Origin of the sequence: Paenibacillus sp. V4I5 (assembly GCF_030817255.1) — a bacterium.
In the GTDB taxonomy this organism is placed as follows: Bacteria; Bacillota; Bacilli; order Paenibacillales; family NBRC-103111; genus Paenibacillus_E.
Map to the genome: position 1 here is coordinate 3,811,745 of NZ_JAUSZB010000002.1, position 19,655 is coordinate 3,831,399.

Consider the following 19,655-nt stretch of genomic DNA (forward strand, 5'->3'; position numbering starts at 1 on the left):
CGGAAGTCTATATTACCAAAATTCCCCTAACCATGGCAATGATTATTTTTTAGTTAGTGATAACGCCTCCAACAAAATCAAAAAAGTCCCCATCTCGTCGCTCAAAGCAACAAAATGGGGACTTCTCTTATTGCGCGCTCACCGGCTTTGCAGTGGGCGTATTGCTGCTCACTCCCTGAGATTGTGGATGAATATTTTCTTCATCAAATTCTACGTTATAGCTATCCTGAATGGTTTTCGTCAAATAGTCATGATCGATATGTTCAGCCAAGTACTGCTTGCCGAATAGTAAATCGTACTGCACATTCCTGTAGTCATCACGGAGTGCTTGCGCGGATTCGGGGACTTCAGTATGAAGTTCTTGGTTCGCATCAACAACCAGATTACTCAGTAGTCCTGGCACTTGCGCCGCCAATTCGGCATTCAACTTAAAATTAGCTGGTTTCTCCATATGCAGCATATCCAGCACGTGGGCACCAAGGAAGGAATCACTAAGCAGTGGGATATCCTGCTTCGGCATATCGAAATTCGACCAAGTAACCAGCGGGATGCTGTGCATCTTCTTCACTTCTTCCAGCGACCAATCATTCGCGTTACTGGTTTGGATGAAACCTGCTTCTTTATATACTTGATAATCTAGTCCCAGCATCGGCAAATGGTCCCCATAGAATACGATCATCGTCGGTTCATCCGATTCCTGGAAATGATCGATCAGCATTTGTAAGCTTTGATCCGCATCATGCGCACCCTGCGCGTATGTCTCAAGAATCGTTTTTGCTTCAGGCGTCAAGTCACCTTCCGCTTTGAACTGATTTTCTCCGTACCGAGGTTCATCATAAGGTCCATGATTTTGCATGGTTACGTTGTACATAAACATCGGATCATCGGTTTTATCTACTTCATCTATAATGCTCCTAGACACTTCGGCATCTGAGATAAAGTAACCCTTCATTTCCGGATTCTCGAAATGTTCACTGCTCTTAAAGCTTTCGAAACCTAATTCCTTATACACCGAATTGCGGTTCCAGAACCAGCCTTCATAGGAGTGAATACCCATACTTTTGTAACCCTGATCGGCAAAATAACTCGCCAAGCTCGGTACAGGTTTCGTTATATATTGTTGATACGGAATGGACCCTCCTGGCAGGAGGCTCATCGAGTTCCCCGTCAACACTTCGAATTCCACATTGCTGGTACCGCCACCGAATTGGGGGGACAACAGGTATCCGGATGTCGACTCCTTCTGTAAACGGTGGAGAGTGGGTACCGGATCTTCACTGAACTTCACATTCGTTAGCAAAGTTGGATCCCAAAAAGCTTCACTCATAATGAAAATCACGTTCGGCTTCTTCCCTTTTAGAGAATCAGCATCTACGGACCTTTTCAGTCCTGCCTTTTGCATGCCTACCTCTTGGAGATTAGCTGCAACGGTGGCAATACTCTGATCACTATACGTTTCTGGCTTTTGAACGATCGAATTTTTGACATTGAGGGTAAAAGCTAGCGCTAGTCCATTATTCGCATAGTTCTCTTTCTGATTCCATACAATCTCGTTTACACCTATATGGTCAAGAATTTTGCCAGCTAACGGTGTTTTGATTGCAAATGCATACAAGGCATAGAGCGAGAACAGCCCTAAACCAATTCGACTGATAATAGATAAAGATACACGCGGGAGTACCCATTTTAATAAAAATACAAGGATGACCGCGATGACCACAGCTCCGATTCGGAGAAGTGCGGCTTTCCCTGTTACAAGCGAAGCTATATCCATACTTTCTTTGTTCAGTAAAATATCCCACGGGAAGAATGGCTCCCCAATCATTTTCACCTTCATATAAGAGATCAGAGCCATAAGGCCAAGCAATAAGGTTGAGATGGATCCGGAAATAGCTAATGATCCTACAACAGCATAAATGAAAGCTAATAAACAGAAGGATACTCCTACATTTAATAGAAAAAGTGATCGGTTAGATGTTATCCATTGGGCCGTTTCATGCAAAGTACCGCGTTCGAGAAGTTCCATTCCGGCTACAGAAAGTATAGGTAAGCAAATCATAAATAATAAAAGCGAAATCGTCGCTCCCAGACGGTTTGGTCTCATCTTCTTAGGAAGATGGTTCCGGGGCTTCAAATTCAAGTGCATATTGCATCACTCTCCTCTAGCCCCTATTATAAACACCAATTGTGAAGAAATTATGTAGCTAACCTTAAAGGAACCTTAGTTTTACCATAAAAATCCATTATTTGAGTCCTGCCAACCATGACGCCAACGCCTTCAATTCTTCCTCTTTCAGTGCCACTTGAAACGGCGGCATCCCGCCACCACCCTTTTGAATACGCTTTATGATCTCCGCTTCATCTAACCGTTCTCCCACTTTTTGGATATTAGGGCCTTGTCCACCTTGTAATTGATTACCATGACACGAGATGCAGAAATTTTGATAAATCTTAGGAACGTCCACTTTTACCGCCGCCGACTGCGTTTCATTTTGTTTATTTCCACAGGCAGATAAGCCGAGAGCCAGAACGATTACACCAAACAGCTTTAATTTCATACGCACGAAACTCCTTCAATCTGTTGTATTTCTCTCATCATACCAGAGCATAGATTGTAAAATAAAGGAGTTCTCCAGATTCAATTGTGATACCTATCGCGCAATTCACCGTTATTATGTTATTTAATGAGACTATTTATCGGATCTGACATCTGGAAAATCCTAACGCAAATTGATGATGCGGTCTGGGTAAAATAAAAAGACATGGTAGGGGCGATAGTCCCAGGCCATGTCCTATTTATATAGTAATATCGTCTACTCGTCTCTTTAAGCTAATTTCAACCGAATGACATTCCACGATGCTTTGCCAAGTATCGCCTGAATCTGGCTGTTTGACGATATGGCCGCATTACCTCCTGTGTGAGGCTTCACCCGATCCTGGGCATCAATGGTATTCGAGGCTTTCAGATCATCGTTCTCCAGAACGATATGCTCAATAACTCGGCATTCACCAAAACTGCGAAGATCCAACTCCAGCGGGAGTGCTTCTTCTAAATGCCGGTTGACTGCGAAGATCGTTACTTCGGACTTGTCTTCGTTATGAACGGCAACTGCTTCTAAGTAAGGTACATCCGTATAATCCTTCGCGTCGTATTTCGGTGATTTGATCAGCGGCACAAGAACAGTCCCGCGTCCAAACACACTTGCATGCATGTAAGGATAGTAGATCGTTTGCTTCCAGGCCGCTCCCCCATTCGCTGTCATGATCGGTGCAATGACGTTAACGAGTTGTGCCATACAAGCCATCTTCACACGATCCGCACGCTTCAACATGGAGATAAGCATACAACCTACTAACAAGGCATCTTCATGGTTGTAGATGTCTTCAAGCTGCGGCGGCGCGATGGACCAAGGCTCAATTCGCCGGTCCGCATCGTTGGAGTGATACCAGACATTCCATTCGTCGAAGGATAAGTTGATTTTCTTCTTTCCACGCTTTTTGGCTTGAATGTAATCCGCCGTCGAGATCACTGTATTGATGAACCGATCCATGCCCATTGATTGTGCGAGGAAATTCGCAGAATCCTTATCGCGATTACCATAATATTGATGCAGGGAAATATAATCAACGTGATCATACGTATGCTCAAGTACAGTCGCTTCCCAGTCAGGGAAAGTCGGCATAGTCAGACTGGAGCTGCCGCAAGCAACAAGCTCGATCGACGGATCGACCCACTTCATGACTTTGGCCGTTTCACAGGCTGTGCGTCCGTATTCCGCGGCTGTTTTGCTGCCTATTTGCCAAGGGCCATCCATTTCATTGCCTAGACACCAGGTTTTGATATTATGAGGTGCCTTGTACCCATGACTAATCCGTAAATCACTCCAGTAGGTACCGCCTTTGATATTCGAATATTCAATGATATCTCTTGCCTGATCAGGACCGCGAGTCCCCAGATTAACGGCCATCATTGCTTCTGTATTTGCTTTGCGGCACCAATCCATGAATTCGTTCAGTCCAACCAAGTTAGGTTCAATAGTGCGCCAAGCCAGATCAAGTCTTTTCTTGCGCTCTTCTAACGGTCCAATGGCATCCTCCCAGTTGTAACCGGATACAAAATTGCCACCCGGATAACGAACAATCGGAACATCCAAACCTTTTACCAGCTCCAATACGTCTGCTCGAAAGCCCTGCTCATCCGCTTGCGGATGTCCCGGTTCATAAATTCCGCCATAGACCGCGCGTCCCAAATGCTCAATAAATGAGCCATAAATACGAGAATCTACTTCTCCGATTTTAAAATCCTTGTCGATAATCATACTTGCTTTCATGGACATTGCGTTCACCTCGTAGTATAATTAATAAAAATATGAATCGGTTAATATATTTATAACTCTATTGACTATATTAAACAATAATTAGAAGATGATTTCAAGCTTTTTATCTGCCTTCTTTTGAATTCATATTTTCATTAATTAGTCTACTAAGAGGAGATTGTCCGATGATCCAAACGACAACAGACCGCAAATGGCTGCCGCTGTATGAAGCGCTGGCAAGCGATGTGCGGCTTAAGATACTGGAGCTGCTTGCTGAGAAAGAGATGAATGTCAAGGAATTAGCTCATATGCTCGAATTAAGCAGCGCCATCGTAACTATGCATGTAAAAAAGCTCGAAGCTGGAGGTCTTATTCAAACAGCATTAGTTCGCAAGCAAGGCGGCACGCACAAAATGTGTAAATTGGCCATCTCTCACATCGACATGCGACTCCCACAGCTAACGGAGCAGCAGCGAGTGTTCGATGAAGTTGCGATTCCGGTTGGCCACTACACACGTTTCGATGTACATCCAACCTGCGGTTTGGCTACGGCAGATCATGTGATTGGTCAGTATGATGATCCGCGCTTCTTCTTCGAGCCGGAGCGGATGCATGCGAAGATTCTTTGGTTCGGCAGCGGCTTCGTGGAGTATTGCATTCCGAACTATGTGCTGCCCGGTCAGACACTTGAGGAAATCGAGATTTCGCTAGAAATTGGCTCCGAAGCACCAGGAATTGAAGCGAATTGGCCTTCCGACATTCATTTTTATGTCAATGATACGCTGCTCGGCTATTGGACGAGTCCCGGTGATTCGGGGCAAGGCCGCGGCCAACTCACCCCTGCCTGGTGGCCGGACACGATCAACCAATATGGTTGGTTGAAGATCATCCGAGTCACGGAGCAGGGAACATTTCTTGACGGACAGCGGCTCTCAGCTGTCTTGATCAAGGATATCCCTATGTCCCGCAACGAGTGGACACTGCGGCTCGAGGTGCCGAACCACGCTGCGCATGTCGGCGGTTTGACCTTATACGGTGAGGGGTTTGGCAACTACAACCGTGACATTTTGTTTCGCACCTACCGTAGGTAGGGGGCGATTTGTGTCCACGCACGAAAGGGGGCTGTCCCAAGACTATTTTAGGAATGTCAGCCTCTCTATGTACTCACGTTCCTCATCATTTAGAAAGTGATAAAATAAAAAAGAGCCCCTAGGCTCTTTTGAACTTTTTGAACTTCTTTTTTAACCTACATGAGATCATCTTGGAAAGTTACCTCACAATTGCTGCTCTTAATCGATTAACACCAAATTCCAAATATCCCTTTAAACAGGTCAACATATAAACCCAACCTTCTTTATTATCTATCAATTGACTGGTTAGGTCCTCATCATTTTCGTTAAACCCTTCTTCATTAACTTCAATAACGGTACTCGAATCATCGAGCTCTTTCAGCGTAATCGTAACAACATTCCCCTCATCCGTTGCATCCCACTGGAAAACGATTTTCTTATTTACCTCGATTTCCAATACTTTTATATCCACTTGTGCATCATATTCATCATATCTCCAAGTAATCGTCTCGCCTTGCTCCAATCTTCCAGAACCTGAAGAAAACCAATAATTGGACATTTTCTCAGGATCTATAAGTGCCTCAAATACTTCATTAACGGGCTTAACTATTTTAAATTTCGTAAGGTTGTTCATACTTTTCAACTCTCTTTCGATGTAATTGTGATTGGCTAAATAGAAATAGGTGGCAAAGTGTTCCCAGTTTCGAGTAAACTCTTCAAGTTGCTCAGAATAGCTGGCCATCCATTATTTAATCCCTCAAACGTATCTTCTCTATCCACGATGTCAGTCGATGCTAGATTATCGTGCTTAAGTATCAGTTTGACCGTCGAATCTAATGCTTTCAACTCAAAAGTGACCCGTGATGGCTGCTTACGAGAAGTTTCATCTCCTATCATGTTCCATGTAAAAGAAAGTAAACGATGCGGCTCGCACTTTAGTATGATTCCGTGATCGGTGACTTGTCCATTCCGCGAATAGGTAACGTTAGAGCCTTCCTGCCAGTCTGATTGAATTTTGCTTCCGAAGAAGTATTTTTCGGTAAAATCGCTGCTTGTAAAAGCTTCCCAATTCTGCTATAGGGATCTTTGAGCTTGCTCAAGGTCACTCCGCTTCAAGCTGTTTTTTAAGATCACGCAATGCTTCGATGCGATCACGATCATATTTGCTGATCCAGCGGTCATAAATCTCTCCGATGGGTTCCACATTTAGATAATGAATTTTATTTCGGCCTTGCCAATCAATATGAATAAGATTCGCTTCCTCCAATATAAGCAAGTGTTTCGTTACGGATTGACGGGTCATATCAAGATGATCACATAGTTCATTCAATGTCTGGCCATTTTTCTTGAAGAGCTCGTCAAGGAGTCGTCTTCGGCTTGAATCAGCGAGAGCTTTAAATACTTTATCCATGCCATCATTTTATGCAACCATTTGTCTGCATGTCAAGTTTGGAACCCGCCATACCCCTGTTATTCATGCATACTCATACCAGCACCCTCGCCAGTCCCTGAAGCAGCAGCACTCTTATCATGCGCCTCCGCCCGGCGCAAATACTTCTGCTGGCGCCAACGGATGACAACGAGAATGCCGCGCAAATATTCGTCGAAAATCATAGCGACATAAATACCCGCCAGCCCCCAGCCCATGTGCAAGCCCAATACATAGGAAAGGCCCGCAGCCACTCCCCACATCGAGAACAGTGATATGATCATATTATAACGGGTATCGCCTACCGCGCTCAGCGCATTACCGAAGCCCATATTGAGCATTCTCCCTGGCTGCAGGATAAGAGTCAGCACCAAACAGGAGAGTCCCAGCTTGATAATATCCGCATCTGAGGTGAAGAAGCCGAGAAAGCTTTTGCCGATGACAAAGAGAATGATGCTGTTGAATCCAACCAAACCGAGTCCAATCCATGTACCTCGATATCCACTCTTATAAGCTTCTTTGATATTTCCGGCTCCATACAGATGAGCAATCTGAATTTGAACGGCTAAGGCAATGGAATAGCCTAACATAAAACAAATCGACTCGAGCGTGTTCATATACGTTCTCGCGGCCAATTCCTTAGCTCCCATCGTGGCTAGGAACGTGTAGATCGTCAACTGGGTCAATACCCAGGAAGACATGTTCACGCCAAGCGGCCAACCTATTTTCAAAATATCACCAAATAGCTTTCGATTGAATACGATAAGATCCCGCCACTCCATCCTCCGTTCGAACGCAGAAACGAACATAAACAGCAGCAAACACGTTGCCAACAATCGGCTCACGAGTGTCGAAATGGCCACACCTGTTAAACCCAGTTGAGGAAATCCGAGCTCGCCATATATAAATCCATAGTTAAACACGATGTGTATAACATTCATACCAATAGCCGTAATCATCGGCCCCTTGGTGTTCCCTGTATTCCGAATCACGGTGCTAAGCGCCGCCGTCAAAGCCGTTAAAACCATCCCGCTCCCCACAATCGAGATGTAGGTTTCAGCCATAGGAAGCAGCCGCTCCTCCAAGTGGAACAGTCTCGCCAGAGGGCGTGCCTCCATATAAAGAATCACACTCAGCACACTGCCTATCACTGCGCTGACGGTTACGGCCATAATGGCCACGGTGCGCGCAGATTCATTCTGCTTGGCTCCTATTTTCTGAGCAATCAAAATCCCGGCGCCACTCGAAACCGTTATAAATAAGATCATCATCGCTTGGAACAGTTGGTTCGCTAAGCCGACCACCGCCACCGCATCATCTGATACACGGCTCACCATTAAGGTATCGACGGCTCCTAAAAGCAATTGCAGAAGCAATTCGACGAAAATAGGCCAAGCTAGCAGCCATAGAGTAAACTTATTTTTCTCTTTGCCCATGTTTTTCACCATCCGATTATCATCTCTCTTTTTGTATAAATGAAACTTTGTTGTCTGCTCAAATTATAGATGCTATAGTTGATTCCAAGTATGAGTATTGCAACTTAAAGTTTCAAAATTCCAACCTCCACTCAAGAGATGAAAAGGTGACTCCGATGTCTTTTATCGAAATGACTGTCCCTCCGCTGCCGCACTATATTACAAGCGGTTTCAGCACGATATCCAAAGGCAGCAAACATCCGAGCAGACGCAATATCCAAGTATTTGATTTACTAATCACCACATCGGGCTGCTTCTATATAGGCGAGGAGGATGCTAGGTTCGAGGTAGCAGCTGGACAAGCCGTTATTTTAAGGCCGGACAGCTATCATTTCGCTACTGAAGTCTGTTCCGAACTGACGGGTACTTATTGGATGCATTTCCACGTAGGTGGACCATGGGCTATGGTAGACCATACGGTCCAACCTATACCTCTGGAAGACCCTTTACTTACCCCAATTGAACCATTTGCTGTAGAACCCTTTACGATTCGGATCCCTCAATATACAACACTTCTGCAGCCAGAAAAAACCTATGACCTGTTCGAACAGCTTCAGCAGCTGCAACCGAGTGCTCATATGAGCAGTGTCCGTTTTGCGCAGCAGCAGCTTTTTCATGAGCTACTGCGCCAGCTTTCCGCTACCATGGACAGCGATCATCCATCACCTTCCAAGGCCTGCGCGGAAAAAGCGGCCTCCTATTTAAGGCAGCATTACAAAGCGTCTGTTTCAGCCAAAGAACTCGGCGATCACGTTAACTTCCACCCTGTTTACATTGCACGCTGCATGCAAAAGGAATATGGCTGTTCCCCGACGGAATACCTACTACGGTTAAGGATCCAGCAGGCTAAGCTGCTGCTGCTTCAAACCGATCTTCCCGTTGCGCACATAGCGGAAGAGGTTGGTTTTGAGCAGCCTGCCTATTTTGCCACCTGCTTCACCAAAATGGAAGGTATCTCTCCTCGCAAGTACAGGCAGCGGTTCTCGCGTGGGTAATGAACGAACAACTCAAAGACATATATAGGCTAACTTCAAAATACAGTTAACTTATATAACTTATGAGGGAGTTGACTTGATTTGGAAGAACAACAAAATGCACCTGTCCTAAGCGTAAAAGATTGGATGATTACCATCCTGCTCCTTGCGATTCCACTTGTGAATATTGTGATGTTATTCGTGTGGGCATTCAGTAAAGGAGAAAACCCTACGAAATCTAATTATGCCAAAGCAAGCTTAATCTGGGCTCTCATCGGAATCGGTCTCTACATTATTTTCTTTGTACTCTTCTTCGGCGCAATGATGTCGAATATGAATCAATAAAACCTTCTCCGTACAGCTATCCTCCATGCGGCCGTAACCGCTTGGGGATAGCTCTTTTTATGTTATACTGGAAAAAAATGATAAGGAGTCTACGAACATGCCCTCCCCCTTACATTGGAAAAAGTCACTATGGATACTATTGGGCGCTAATTTCTCTGTTATGTGCGGCATGAAACTCGTTCTTCCGTTTCTACCGCTCTACATCGAAGAACTCGGAGTTCAAGATCTTAGCGAAATTGTACGTTGGACAGGCTGGATTGTCGCAGCACAGTTCATCACATCGTTTCTCACTCAGCCGCTCTGGGGAGCAATTGCGGATCGACGCGGACGTAAAATCATGCTGCTTCGCACCGGGTTCGGGATGCGAACTTGTTCGGTGCTCCATCCTTAGGGAGACTCGGCGACCGTATCGGTCAGCGCAAAACACTTGTGATCGCCTTATCGATGGCGGCACTTGCCTTCATCCCGCAGGCTTTCGCCACTAGCATCACCATGCTTCTCCTCATCGCCGTTCCTAGGCAATTTGATTGGTCCTTTTATTGGCAGCCATCTTGCTGCAGCGTACGGTTTCACGTCCGTCTTCTATGTCACGATGGGCATTTTACTGCTCTGTGCTGGATTCGTCTATACGAATCGCAGCTTTGACAGTCATAATCATTCAAAAACGGCTTAACACAACCATTTCATTTAAAATTGGAGGATGACTATGAAACACGAAATTTTATATAAAGGCGCATTTCCTATGTTGAAGGTAGAACTTCAGGCGGGCGAGAATATCAAGGCGGAAGCTGGAGCCATGGTCTCTATGTCCCCTAATATCGAACTCAAGGGAACCGTCGACGGCGGCATTATGAAGGGTTTAGGAAGAATGCTGAGCGGCGAGAAATTCTTCTTCCAAGAATTAACCCCTACAAGAGGATCGGGGGAGGTATTATTGTCACCTGCTGTCATTGGTGACATTGAAGCCGTAGAATTAGACGGCTCCTATAAGCTGTATGTGCAAAAAGACGGCTTTCTTGCAGGAACATCCGGCATTCAGGTGAATACGAAAATGCAAAACCTGATGAGTGGCTTTATGTCAGGCGAGGGCTTTTTTATCGTTGAGATAAGCGGAAAAGGCACCGTCTTCCTTTCCTCTTACGGCGCTATTCATGCCATTAATCTAGCTCCAGGGCAAGAAGTGATCATTGATAACGGGCATCTCGTTGCTTGGCCGGATTATACGCAGTATACGATTGAAAAAGCGGCCAAAGGCTGGTTATCCAGCTTGACGAGCGGCGAGGGCGTTGTCTGCCGATTCCGCGGCGAAGGTGTCGTGCTTATTCAAACGAGGAACCCGCAAAGCTTTGGCGGTTGGATTAAACGATTTATTCCAGGCGGCAGATAAGTAGTGATGGAACCCGGTACTGTACCGTGGGTGATTTGCGAGCTAAATGTGATGGAGTAACTTCATTAATGACATTAAATAGTTTGAATACAATTTGGAGCCTTCATTTGGAGCAGCTTCATTGGCAATGTTGTATTTTCTACAACTTTACGCAAGCAAATCCGTGCTAGCCAGTCCAAATGTTGCAGAACATACAACAATTCTGCCTAAAAGTAACCGTTTAGCAGGAAATCCTGCAAAATTGTTGTACTAGATACAACATCTCCAGCTTGGAGGGATGAAACGAAGGAAATTGTTGTACGTTGTACAACATGCAGTTCAAGTAACCTAATCTACCCTCTCTACTAAATAAAACCTGGCCGATGGCCAGGTTCTTGTCTACAGCTTACGTTTGAGCATGGGGAACGAACTTCTCTTTGCTATCACTCGCTCGTTTTAGATACCAATCCGCCATCTTCTCGTCTGTAAAGATGAAATATATCGTTACAGACACGATTCCACATCCCCTCGCTTCTGTAATGATGAAAAATATCTTTACAGCCTCACTCAACGCATAAAGCTGCTTTTTTCTCGTTTGTAAGAATACAAAACATCTTTAGAGACACGATTTCACATCCCTTCGCATCTGTAACGATGAAAAATATCTTTACAGCTTTTGCATTGGCTGTAGGTTATTGCACGCTTTGCAACAATTTGAACATGAATTGGCTACATCCACTCCCATTGGAAAATGTGCAGTAATCTAAGGAATGGGTATATCATTTTGAGGTGCAGATTGGATTATGTGCAATGGAATCACCTCGAAACCATTTCGTAACAAGAAATTTTACTACTTTTCTGATGGATAAATTCCAATAGAAGGCTCCTAAAGTGGCTCAAATGAAGAGATCTGCTGTAGTAGTTTTCCAATACTGACGTTGACGAACCTTGCCAACAGGAGATCTCTCATACCTCAGAAAACTTATAAATTCATATCTTTCAAGAATAAACGACCCCGTCGTCCTATACGGATGAGAGCGTTTGCCAAGGTTGATGTGAAGTAAGAGGGTTTGACCGCCACTATACGACGCTACACGCGCACCCAGAATTCGCGCGCGCCCGGATCAACTGAAAAAAAACGAGAATTCCTCACGGGGGTTCTCGTTTTTTTTCTGCTTATATGATAAAATGGTTCTATCATATAAACTTGGTTTTATATACAAAACCAAACAGTGAAAAACTCAAGTATTTAAACAATCGCTTTACGATCAAGGAGGCCCTTACTTGGATGATAAATACCGCGTTCCGGCCATCGAACGTGCACACCTGATTCTCAAAGAAATCTCTCAGCATCCCGGTGAGATGAAACTTATCGACTTGTCACGAACGCTCGCTATTAACAAAAGCTCGATGTACTCATTGTTATTAACCATGGAGAACTTGGGGTGGATCGAAAAGGAAACCAGAGAAACCTACCGGTTAGGAAGAGAATTGTCTCGTTTCGGCCATGCTGCCATGCAGCAGCGAGACTTGAATGAGTCCTTCCACAAGGAAGCTTCCTTGTCCAAGCTGAGGCTGGGCGAATCGTTCCAACTTGCCGTTCTAGATGGCAAGGAAGTCCTATATATCGCCAAAGAGGAAGCGCTTACGCCTGTTAGATTAGCATCTGAACCAGGCATGCGATTACCTGCTCATGCCACCGCACTCGGTAAGGCGATGCTGGCCGATCTCAGCAAGGATGAACTAATTTCATTCTATCCAACTAACCAAGAACCGTTTCAGCAGCTTACCGTCCATACCATTACCTCTTCACAAGCTTTAATAATGGACTTGGATCAAATTCGCAAGCAAGGCTATGCGCTTGATTTGGAGGAAGCCGTGCTTGGATTTAGCTGCGCAGCTGCTCCGATTCGTAATGCCGTGGGAAAAGTCATCGCCGCTGTCAGCTGCTCCATGATGCTGCCTCAATGGGAGCAGAAGAAGCAGTCCTGTATAGAAGAAATTTGCAAGCTCGCTCATAAACTATCCGAATAAAAAGGAGAATTCGCATGCGATTACGAGACAAAGTCATTCTCATCACAGGTGCAGGATCAGGAATCGGCAAAAGTACTGCTCTCTTATTTGGACAAGAAGGTGCGCAAGTCATCGTGAACGATCTCGACATCGTCAAAGGGCAGGAGACGGCGGATGAAATTATCGGGTCTGGCGGAGCTGCTGCGTATATACAAGCGGACGTTACCCAAGCAGACTCCGTCAGTCAGATGGTAGAGCAAATCATACGGGCACATGGCCGTATAGACGTACTTTTCAACAATGCAGGAATTAGCGGTGTAGGCGCGCTTCATGAGCTAGAACCTGACGCCTGGGACCGCATCATGAGCGTTAATGTCAAAGGTGTATTCTTACCTTCTAAGTATGTCGTGCCACATATGATGGAACGCAAATCCGGTTCTATTATTAACATGTCTTCCTGTATCGCTGAAATAGGTCTGGCCCGCCGGGCTTCTTACGCAGCAACCAAAGGCGCTGTTCTCGCATTAACGAAATCCATGCAAGTGGATTATGCCGCCTATGGCATCCGGGTAAATGCGCTGCTGCCGGGGACCATTTTAACACCGTTCGTAGAAAACTATCTACGCACTTCCTACGACGATCCTGAAGCAGCCATCGCCTCTTTGAAATCCAGGCAGTTAAGCAACGAAATGGGCCGTCCGGAAGACGTCGCGCTAGCGGCATTGTTCCTCGCTTCAGACGATTCCAAATTCATGATGGGTTCACCGTTATATATTGACGGAGGCGTGACTTTCGGCAAGAACGCTTAAGTAGACGGCCCGCAATCTGCATTTATTCATTTATTCATTCACTCATACAATTCATTCAGGAGGTTTTACTAATGAAACTGCTTACTTTTAAGAAAAATGATGAGTTAAACCTAGGCGTCCAAACCGAATTTGGTGTGCTGGATGTCGTTCAAGCTGTCAAGCAGCTGTCGCCAGCATTCACAGTTCCTACCACTGTTCACGAAGCTATTAATGGCGGGGCATCAGCTAACGATGCGTTACATAAACTTGTTCATCTAGTCCTAGAGCGCGAAGACCGTGCTTCCTTGTTGCTCAGCGAAGAGACAATGATTTACGGCCCTTGCGTTACGCATCCCAACAAAATCATTTGCGTAGGGCTGAACTATCGCAAGCATGCCGAAGAAACGAATGCCCCGATCCCGCAATACCCGATTCTTTTCAACAAATTTAATAATACGCTTACCGGACACGGACATGACATTGCACTACCTCGTGTAACCAAGGAGGTCGATTACGAATGCGAGCTAGTTATCGTAATTGGTAAGCAGGCTAAGTATATCTCCAAAGAACAAGCTTTGGAGCACGTATACGGTTATTGCTGTGTGAATGACCTTTCTGCGCGTGATTTACAGATGCGGACCCAGCAATGGCTGCTTGGCAAATCGTGCGATGACTTCAGTCCACTCGGTCCTTATCTAGTGACTGCGGATGAAGTCGGCAACCCGAATGACCTTCAGATTAGCACCACAGTCAACGGCAAAGTACGTCAAAACTCAAACACGGCGGATATGATTTTCCACTGTGACGAAATTGTCAGCTATATCTCTCAGCATATGACGCTGTATCCGGGAGATATCATTCTAACAGGTACACCTGAAGGGGTCGTGCTCGGGGATCCTGTGGATAAGAGGGTATACTTGCAAGCTGGTGATGTGGTGACTATTTCTATTGAGAAATTAGGCAGTCTGACTAATCGCATGGTTAGCGAGTAACTAGCTTTCGTTTTTTTAACGGAATCCAAAAGCTCATCTTTACAGCAAAAGAGCAAGCCGCAGGAGCGGCTTGCTTCTTCCATTTATCCACGCTCGACCAACATCGCAACGCCTTGTCCGCCGCCAATACATAAAGCAGCCACACCCAGCTTGCCATCTCTCTTCTCCAGCTCATGCAGCAGCGTAACCAGAATGCGGGCTCCGCTTGCACCAATCGGGTGTCCAATGGCAATCGACCCTCCATTGACATTTAATTTCTCCCGTGGGATGCCCAGTTCGCGGCCAACAGCTAAAGACTGCGAAGCAAAGGCTTCATTCAGCTCAAATAAATCAACGCTATCGAGTCGGATCTCCGTTTTACGGAGCAATTTATGAACAGCATCAACGGGCCCCATTCCCATCATGGATGGTTCTAAGGCAGCGTTCGCATAGCCTTTGATGCGAGCTAAGGGCTCAAGCCCAAGCTCCTTAGCTTTATCCGCAGACATAACAACCAGCGCAGCGGCTCCGTCATTAATGCCAGAAGCGTTGCCAGCCGTAACTGTTCCCTCTTTTTTGAAAGCAGGACGGAGCTTGCCCAGAACTTCAGCTGTTGTACCTGCCCGAGGAAACTCATCTTGCGCGAATAAGACTGGATCGCCTTTTCTTTGCGGGATGGCAACAGGCACGATCTCATCCTTGAATCTGCCGGATGCAATCGCTTGCTCCGCCTTCAGTTGGCTCCACGCAGCAAACTCATCCTGCTCTGCACGTGTAACACGATGATGCTCCGCTATATTCTCGGCCGTGATGCCCATATGGATGTCGCACATCGCACACCATAATCCATCCCGAATCATCGAATCCACCATGGTGCTGTCACCGAGCCGCAGGCCCGAACGAGCCCCGGGCAGCAGATAAGGCGCCTGCGTCATATTTTCCATGCCGCCTGCCACCACGATATCCGCATCTCCAAGACTCACAGACTGTGCCGCCAGCATGACGGATTTCAGGCCCGAACCGCACACCTTATTAATGGTCATCGCTGGAACGAAATGCGAATACCCCGCCTTCAGCCAAGCTTGCCGGGCAGGGTTTTGCCCAAGTCCAGCCTGAAGCACGTTACCCATGATAACTTCGTCTACTTGGCTGTCAGTCAGATTAGCTCTCTTCAGAGCCTCTTGGATAACTGTACTGCCGAGCTGCGGAGCCGATATATCCGCCAACGCTCCCTGAAAGCTGCCAACAGCTGTGCGGACTGCACTAACAATAACGACCTCTCTACTCATAATGATCTCCTTTGCTCATCTGAGGTACATTTTGGAGAAGAGGACTAATTATAAAACGCGCTTCCGTGTTGGCGAGAACCTCTTCCATCGTTACTCCTGGCTGTAGGCTGGATAACACTATGCCCTCTTCTGTAAAATCAAACACGGCTAAGTCCGTGATCAGACGATTCACTACACTCTTGCCTGTCAATGGCAGGGTACATGCCTTTTTAACCTTTGACTCACCTGCTTTATTCACATGTTCCATAATAACAATGATCCGTTTGGCGCCGTTGACCAAATCCATAGCGCCGCCCATCCCTTTCACCATTTTTCCAGGAATCATCCAATTGGCAAGGTCACCATTCTCCGCTACCTCCATACCGCCAAGAATGGCCAAGTCAATATGACCGCCTCGGATCATAGCGAAAGATTCTGCACTATCAAAAAAAGAAGCGCCCGCCACAGCGGTTACCGTTTCTTTGCCTGCATTAATCAAATCCGGATCTTCTTCCCCTACGTAAGGGTAGGCACCGATGCCCAGAAGCCCATTTTCCGATTGCAGCATAACCGTCATTTCTGGTGGTATATAATTGGCGACGAGTGTAGGCAAGCCAATGCCTAAATTGACATACATGCCCTCTTTAATTTCCTCAACGGCGCACTTAATAATCGCTAAACGGTCATTTTTCATGCCGATACCTCCTTACTTCGAACGGTGAGACGCTCAATCCGTTTTTCATAGGATGCACCCTTTACAATCCGCTGCACATAAATACCTGGCGTATGAATATCGTCTGGGCTCAACTCGCCTACTTGCACAATTTCTTCAACCTCAACGATCGTCACTTTTCCCGCTGCTGCTGCCAACGGATTAAAGTTACGCGATGTTTTGCGGAAAACTAGATTGCCCAGCGGGTCAGCTTTCCAAGCTTTGACCAAGGCAAAATCACCGACAATCCCTTTTTCCAACAAATAGGTGCGTCCTTCAAACGTTTTGTGCTCTTTGCCTTCAGCAACTAAAGTGCCTACGCCTGAAGCTGTATAAAACCCTGGGATGCCGGCTCCGCCTGCGCGAATTCGTTCGGCAAGCGTTCCTTGTGGAACCAGCTCCACTTCGAGCTCCCCGCTTAAAAACTGCTGCTCAAACGTTTTGTTTTCTCCCACATAGGAGGAAATCATTTTCTTGATTTGTTTATTGGCCAGCAATAGTCCTAGTCCACAATCATCAACCCCGCAGTTATTGCTAACTACGCATAAATCCTTGGTCCCTTGCGCTTTAAGCGCAGCAATCAAGTTTTCAGGAATCCCGCAAAGCCCGAAACCGCCAACAATTAACGTAACTCCGTCACGAAAATCCGCTACAGCTTCCTCTATGGAAGAACATATCTTGTTCATGATGATTCATCTCCTATTCCTATCCCTAGGTTGTTCTATCTCTACTGTGCCGTGTAACCCCCGTCGATTAATAGGGAAGCTCCCGTTACACCTCGTAATTTATCGCTTGCAATTAACATCGCATAGTCAGCAATTTCCTCAACAGCTAAGAGGCGTCTTTGTGGAACCAAAGGGTAAATAACTTCTTCAAGGACACTTTCTAAAGGAACATTGCGCGTTTTCGCCAAGTCCTGTAACTGCCCTCTAACGAGCGGTGTATCTACATAACCCGGGCACAGTGCGTTCACTGTGATGCCGTGGGGAGCACCTTCGAGTGCTGCTACTTTCGTCAAACCAATCAGCCCATGCTTTGCGCTGTTATAGGCAGCTTTGCCTGCAAATCCAATGACTCCGTTGATCGAAGCCATATTAATGATCCGGCCAAAGCCTTGTTCCTTCATGATAGGGAACGCATGCTTGATGCCGATAAAAGCACCTGTCAGCATCACCTTTATCATGAATTCAAACTTTTCTACAGGGAAATCCTCAATGGGTGCAACATGCTGTAATCCTGCATTATTAACGAGGATGTCAAGTCTCTTATAGGTTTGAACCACGGTTTCAATGGCTTCGACAAATTGCTGCTCCTGCGTTACATCGCATTTGACACCTATAGCTTCAAAGCCTTCTTGCTGCAACTTCTGTGCAGCCAAATTCGCTTGTTCTCCATTTATGTCGGAAATGACCACCTTGGCCCCTTCCCGTGCATAAGTACGAGCAATTTCAAGACCGATACCGCTTGCAGCTCCCGTTATCAAAGCAACTCTATTTTCCAAGAACCTAGTCATTGCGCATACCTCCATCTTTAACTTTTAAAAAATCGATAAAATGATCGCGAGCACTAGAACCGCTGCTGTTTTGATAACCGTAATTGCGAAGATATCCTTGTACGATTGTCGATGTGTGAGACCTGTAATGGCAAGGAGTGTGATAACTGCACCATTATGAGGGAGCGTATCCATCCCTCCTGAAGCCATCGAAGCAATTCGGTGTAACAATTCGGGGCTAATTCCTGCTGCGCTTGCTGCCGCCAAATATTGTTTCCCCATGACTTCCAAGGCGATGGATAGACCTCCTGATGCTGAGCCCGTTACACCTGCCAACACATTAACAGAAATAGCTTCCGAGATAAGCGGATGAGAACTTAAGCCTAGAATCCAACCTTGGATAGCTTTGAATCCGGGTAGGGTTTTTACAACATTACCGAAACCAACCTCTGATGCTGTATTGAATATTGCAAGCAGCGCTCCCATTGCTGCAGCAGTCAAGCCTGCTGCCAATTTACTTTGAACAACACGCGCATTAATGCATATCGCAGACAGGATACCAATGCATAAGGCCACAATTAGCGCCCAGGAAGACGACACCGTTTTTACGTTGGCAATATTAAACGTTTTCAAAAGTTCTGCTGAATACCAGTTGTTTACTGTTAAGAAACCTCTGCTCAGCAAATAGTTAAATACCAAGACCAGTACTAACGGAATGATGGACACCCAAAGCTTAGGATACTTCTGATTCTCTAGCCCCTCAGGCTCATTCTTATGTCCTAAACCATAGCCTTCACCAGCAGCTTCTGCTTGTTTACGTCTGCGTTCCAACCAGAACAGCCCTAAGCCAAATACGATAAGGCCGCCGATAATACCAAGGATTGGAGCCGCGTAAGAATCCGTTCCGAAATAAGTTGTAGGAATAATATTCTGAATTTGCGGTGAACCTGGAAGCGCATCCATTGTAAAAGTAAATGCTCCTAAAGCAATCGTACCGGGAATCAATCTTTTTGGAATATTGGCTTCTCGGAAGATCGAAACAGCGAAAGGATACACTGCAAACGCTACCACAAATAAAGAAACACCACCGTACGTTAAGATACCACACGCAAGAACTACGGAAAGCATCGCTCTTTTGGATCCCAATGCCTTCACTAACGATTGCGCAATGGAGGATGCTGCACCGTTCAATTCCATCACTTTACCGAACACAGCTCCCAATAGGAAAATCGGGAAAAAGTTTTTCACATAATTCGCTGCGTTCACCATATACACTTCTGTATAGCTTGGCATTAAAGCAATTCCCGAAATCAATACAGCCAGCAAGGTGAAAATAGGTGCGAACACGATGACTGGGTAGCCTCTGTAAGCAAAAAACATTAGAAGGCCCAAGGATAACACAATCGCTACAATCTCAATAAACATGTTTTGTTCTC

21 protein-coding genes are annotated in these 19,655 nt (G+C 45.8%); 9 read left to right on the top strand and 12 right to left on the bottom strand.

The window, feature by feature from the left end:
- Positions 1–127 precede the first annotated feature (127 nt).
- The 3 genes from QFZ78_RS19200 to arfA form a co-directional block, all read right to left on the bottom strand.
- Complete coding sequence (locus QFZ78_RS19200; RefSeq protein ID WP_307549962.1) at positions 128–2,146, bottom strand: LTA synthase family protein; 2,019 nt, start codon at positions 2,144–2,146, stop codon at positions 128–130.
- A 97-nt stretch (positions 2,147–2,243) separates the two neighbouring features.
- On the bottom strand, positions 2,244–2,558 hold the full coding sequence (locus tag QFZ78_RS19205) for a c-type cytochrome (RefSeq protein WP_047687147.1): 315 nt from the start codon (positions 2,556–2,558) through the stop codon (positions 2,244–2,246).
- Between the two features lie 267 nt (positions 2,559–2,825).
- Positions 2,826–4,337 (bottom strand): arabinosylfuranosidase ArfA, encoded by a 1,512-nt coding sequence (gene arfA, locus QFZ78_RS19210; protein WP_307549965.1) that lies wholly within the window; start codon positions 4,335–4,337, stop codon positions 2,826–2,828.
- 164 nt (positions 4,338–4,501) lie between these two features.
- Between arfA and QFZ78_RS19215 the strand changes: the two genes are divergently transcribed.
- Positions 4,502–5,407 (top strand): ArsR/SmtB family transcription factor, encoded by a 906-nt coding sequence (locus QFZ78_RS19215; protein ID WP_307549967.1) that lies wholly within the window; start codon positions 4,502–4,504, stop codon positions 5,405–5,407.
- A 178-nt stretch (positions 5,408–5,585) separates the two neighbouring features.
- On the opposite strand, the gene QFZ78_RS19220 is transcribed toward QFZ78_RS19215, so the two are convergent.
- The 4 genes from QFZ78_RS19220 to QFZ78_RS19230 form a co-directional block, all read right to left on the bottom strand.
- Complete coding sequence (locus tag QFZ78_RS19220; protein WP_307555795.1) at positions 5,586–6,020, bottom strand: SRPBCC family protein; 435 nt, start codon at positions 6,018–6,020, stop codon at positions 5,586–5,588.
- A 35-nt stretch (positions 6,021–6,055) separates the two neighbouring features.
- Positions 6,056–6,400 (bottom strand): SRPBCC domain-containing protein, encoded by a 345-nt coding sequence (locus tag QFZ78_RS38600; RefSeq protein ID WP_373461130.1) that lies wholly within the window; start codon positions 6,398–6,400, stop codon positions 6,056–6,058.
- An 88-nt stretch (positions 6,401–6,488) separates the two neighbouring features.
- A complete protein-coding gene (locus tag QFZ78_RS19225; protein ID WP_307549969.1) occupies positions 6,489–6,797 on the bottom strand; it encodes an ArsR/SmtB family transcription factor in 309 nt (102 codons plus the stop codon).
- Between the two features lie 59 nt (positions 6,798–6,856).
- Entirely contained in the window at positions 6,857–8,251 is a 1,395-nt protein-coding gene (locus QFZ78_RS19230) for an MATE family efflux transporter (protein ID WP_307549971.1), read from the bottom strand.
- 155 nt (positions 8,252–8,406) lie between these two features.
- Between QFZ78_RS19230 and QFZ78_RS19235 the strand changes: the two genes are divergently transcribed.
- The 8 genes from QFZ78_RS19235 to QFZ78_RS19270 all read left to right on the top strand — a co-directional run bounded on the left by QFZ78_RS19235 (position 8,407) and on the right by QFZ78_RS19270 (position 14,768).
- On the top strand, positions 8,407–9,285 hold the full coding sequence (locus QFZ78_RS19235) for a helix-turn-helix transcriptional regulator (RefSeq protein WP_307549972.1): 879 nt from the start codon (positions 8,407–8,409) through the stop codon (positions 9,283–9,285).
- A gap of 81 nt (positions 9,286–9,366) precedes the next feature.
- Complete coding sequence (locus QFZ78_RS19240; protein WP_307549974.1) at positions 9,367–9,609, top strand: hypothetical protein; 243 nt, start codon at positions 9,367–9,369, stop codon at positions 9,607–9,609.
- A 97-nt stretch (positions 9,610–9,706) separates the two neighbouring features.
- A complete protein-coding gene (locus QFZ78_RS19245; protein WP_307549976.1) occupies positions 9,707–10,000 on the top strand; it encodes an MFS transporter in 294 nt (97 codons plus the stop codon).
- Positions 9,979–10,254 (top strand): hypothetical protein, encoded by a 276-nt coding sequence (locus QFZ78_RS19250; RefSeq protein ID WP_307549978.1) that lies wholly within the window; start codon positions 9,979–9,981, stop codon positions 10,252–10,254. The genes QFZ78_RS19245 and QFZ78_RS19250 overlap by 22 nt, the downstream gene beginning before the upstream one ends.
- 61 nt (positions 10,255–10,315) lie before the next feature.
- Positions 10,316–10,996, top strand: a complete 681-nt coding sequence (locus QFZ78_RS19255) for a TIGR00266 family protein (protein ID WP_307549979.1) — start codon at positions 10,316–10,318, stop codon at positions 10,994–10,996.
- Between the two features lie 1,263 nt (positions 10,997–12,259).
- The gene (locus tag QFZ78_RS19260) at positions 12,260–13,009 is read left to right on the top strand and encodes an IclR family transcriptional regulator (protein WP_307549981.1); all 750 of its coding nucleotides are present in this window, start codon (positions 12,260–12,262) and stop codon (positions 13,007–13,009) included.
- 14 nt (positions 13,010–13,023) lie between these two features.
- On the top strand, positions 13,024–13,797 hold the full coding sequence (locus tag QFZ78_RS19265; RefSeq protein ID WP_307549983.1) for an SDR family NAD(P)-dependent oxidoreductase: 774 nt from the start codon (positions 13,024–13,026) through the stop codon (positions 13,795–13,797).
- Between the two features lie 71 nt (positions 13,798–13,868).
- Entirely contained in the window at positions 13,869–14,768 is a 900-nt protein-coding gene (locus QFZ78_RS19270; protein ID WP_307549985.1) for a fumarylacetoacetate hydrolase family protein, read from the top strand.
- Between the two features lie 83 nt (positions 14,769–14,851).
- Here the strand turns inward: QFZ78_RS19270 and QFZ78_RS19275 are convergent, their stop codons facing one another.
- The 5 genes from QFZ78_RS19275 to QFZ78_RS19295 are packed head-to-tail and all read right to left on the bottom strand — an operon-like array spanning position 14,852 to position 19,644.
- A complete protein-coding gene (locus QFZ78_RS19275) occupies positions 14,852–16,036 on the bottom strand; it encodes an acetyl-CoA C-acetyltransferase (RefSeq protein WP_307549987.1) in 1,185 nt (394 codons plus the stop codon).
- Positions 16,029–16,709: a 3-oxoacid CoA-transferase subunit B gene (locus QFZ78_RS19280; RefSeq protein ID WP_307549989.1), complete on the bottom strand. Its 681-nt coding sequence runs from the start codon at positions 16,707–16,709 to the stop codon at positions 16,029–16,031. The genes QFZ78_RS19275 and QFZ78_RS19280 overlap by 8 nt, the downstream gene beginning before the upstream one ends.
- Positions 16,706–17,413 carry a CoA transferase subunit A gene (locus QFZ78_RS19285; protein ID WP_307549991.1) on the bottom strand — a complete coding sequence of 236 codons (708 nt, stop codon included), beginning with the start codon at positions 17,411–17,413 and terminating at the stop codon, positions 16,706–16,708. Before QFZ78_RS19285 ends, QFZ78_RS19280 begins: the two co-directional genes overlap by 4 nt.
- Before the next feature lie 41 nt (positions 17,414–17,454).
- Positions 17,455–18,240, bottom strand: a complete 786-nt coding sequence (locus QFZ78_RS19290; RefSeq protein WP_307549993.1) for a 3-hydroxybutyrate dehydrogenase — start codon at positions 18,238–18,240, stop codon at positions 17,455–17,457.
- A 24-nt stretch (positions 18,241–18,264) separates the two neighbouring features.
- A complete protein-coding gene (locus tag QFZ78_RS19295) occupies positions 18,265–19,644 on the bottom strand; it encodes a GntP family permease (protein ID WP_307549994.1) in 1,380 nt (459 codons plus the stop codon).
- Positions 19,645–19,655: the final 11 nt, after the last annotated feature.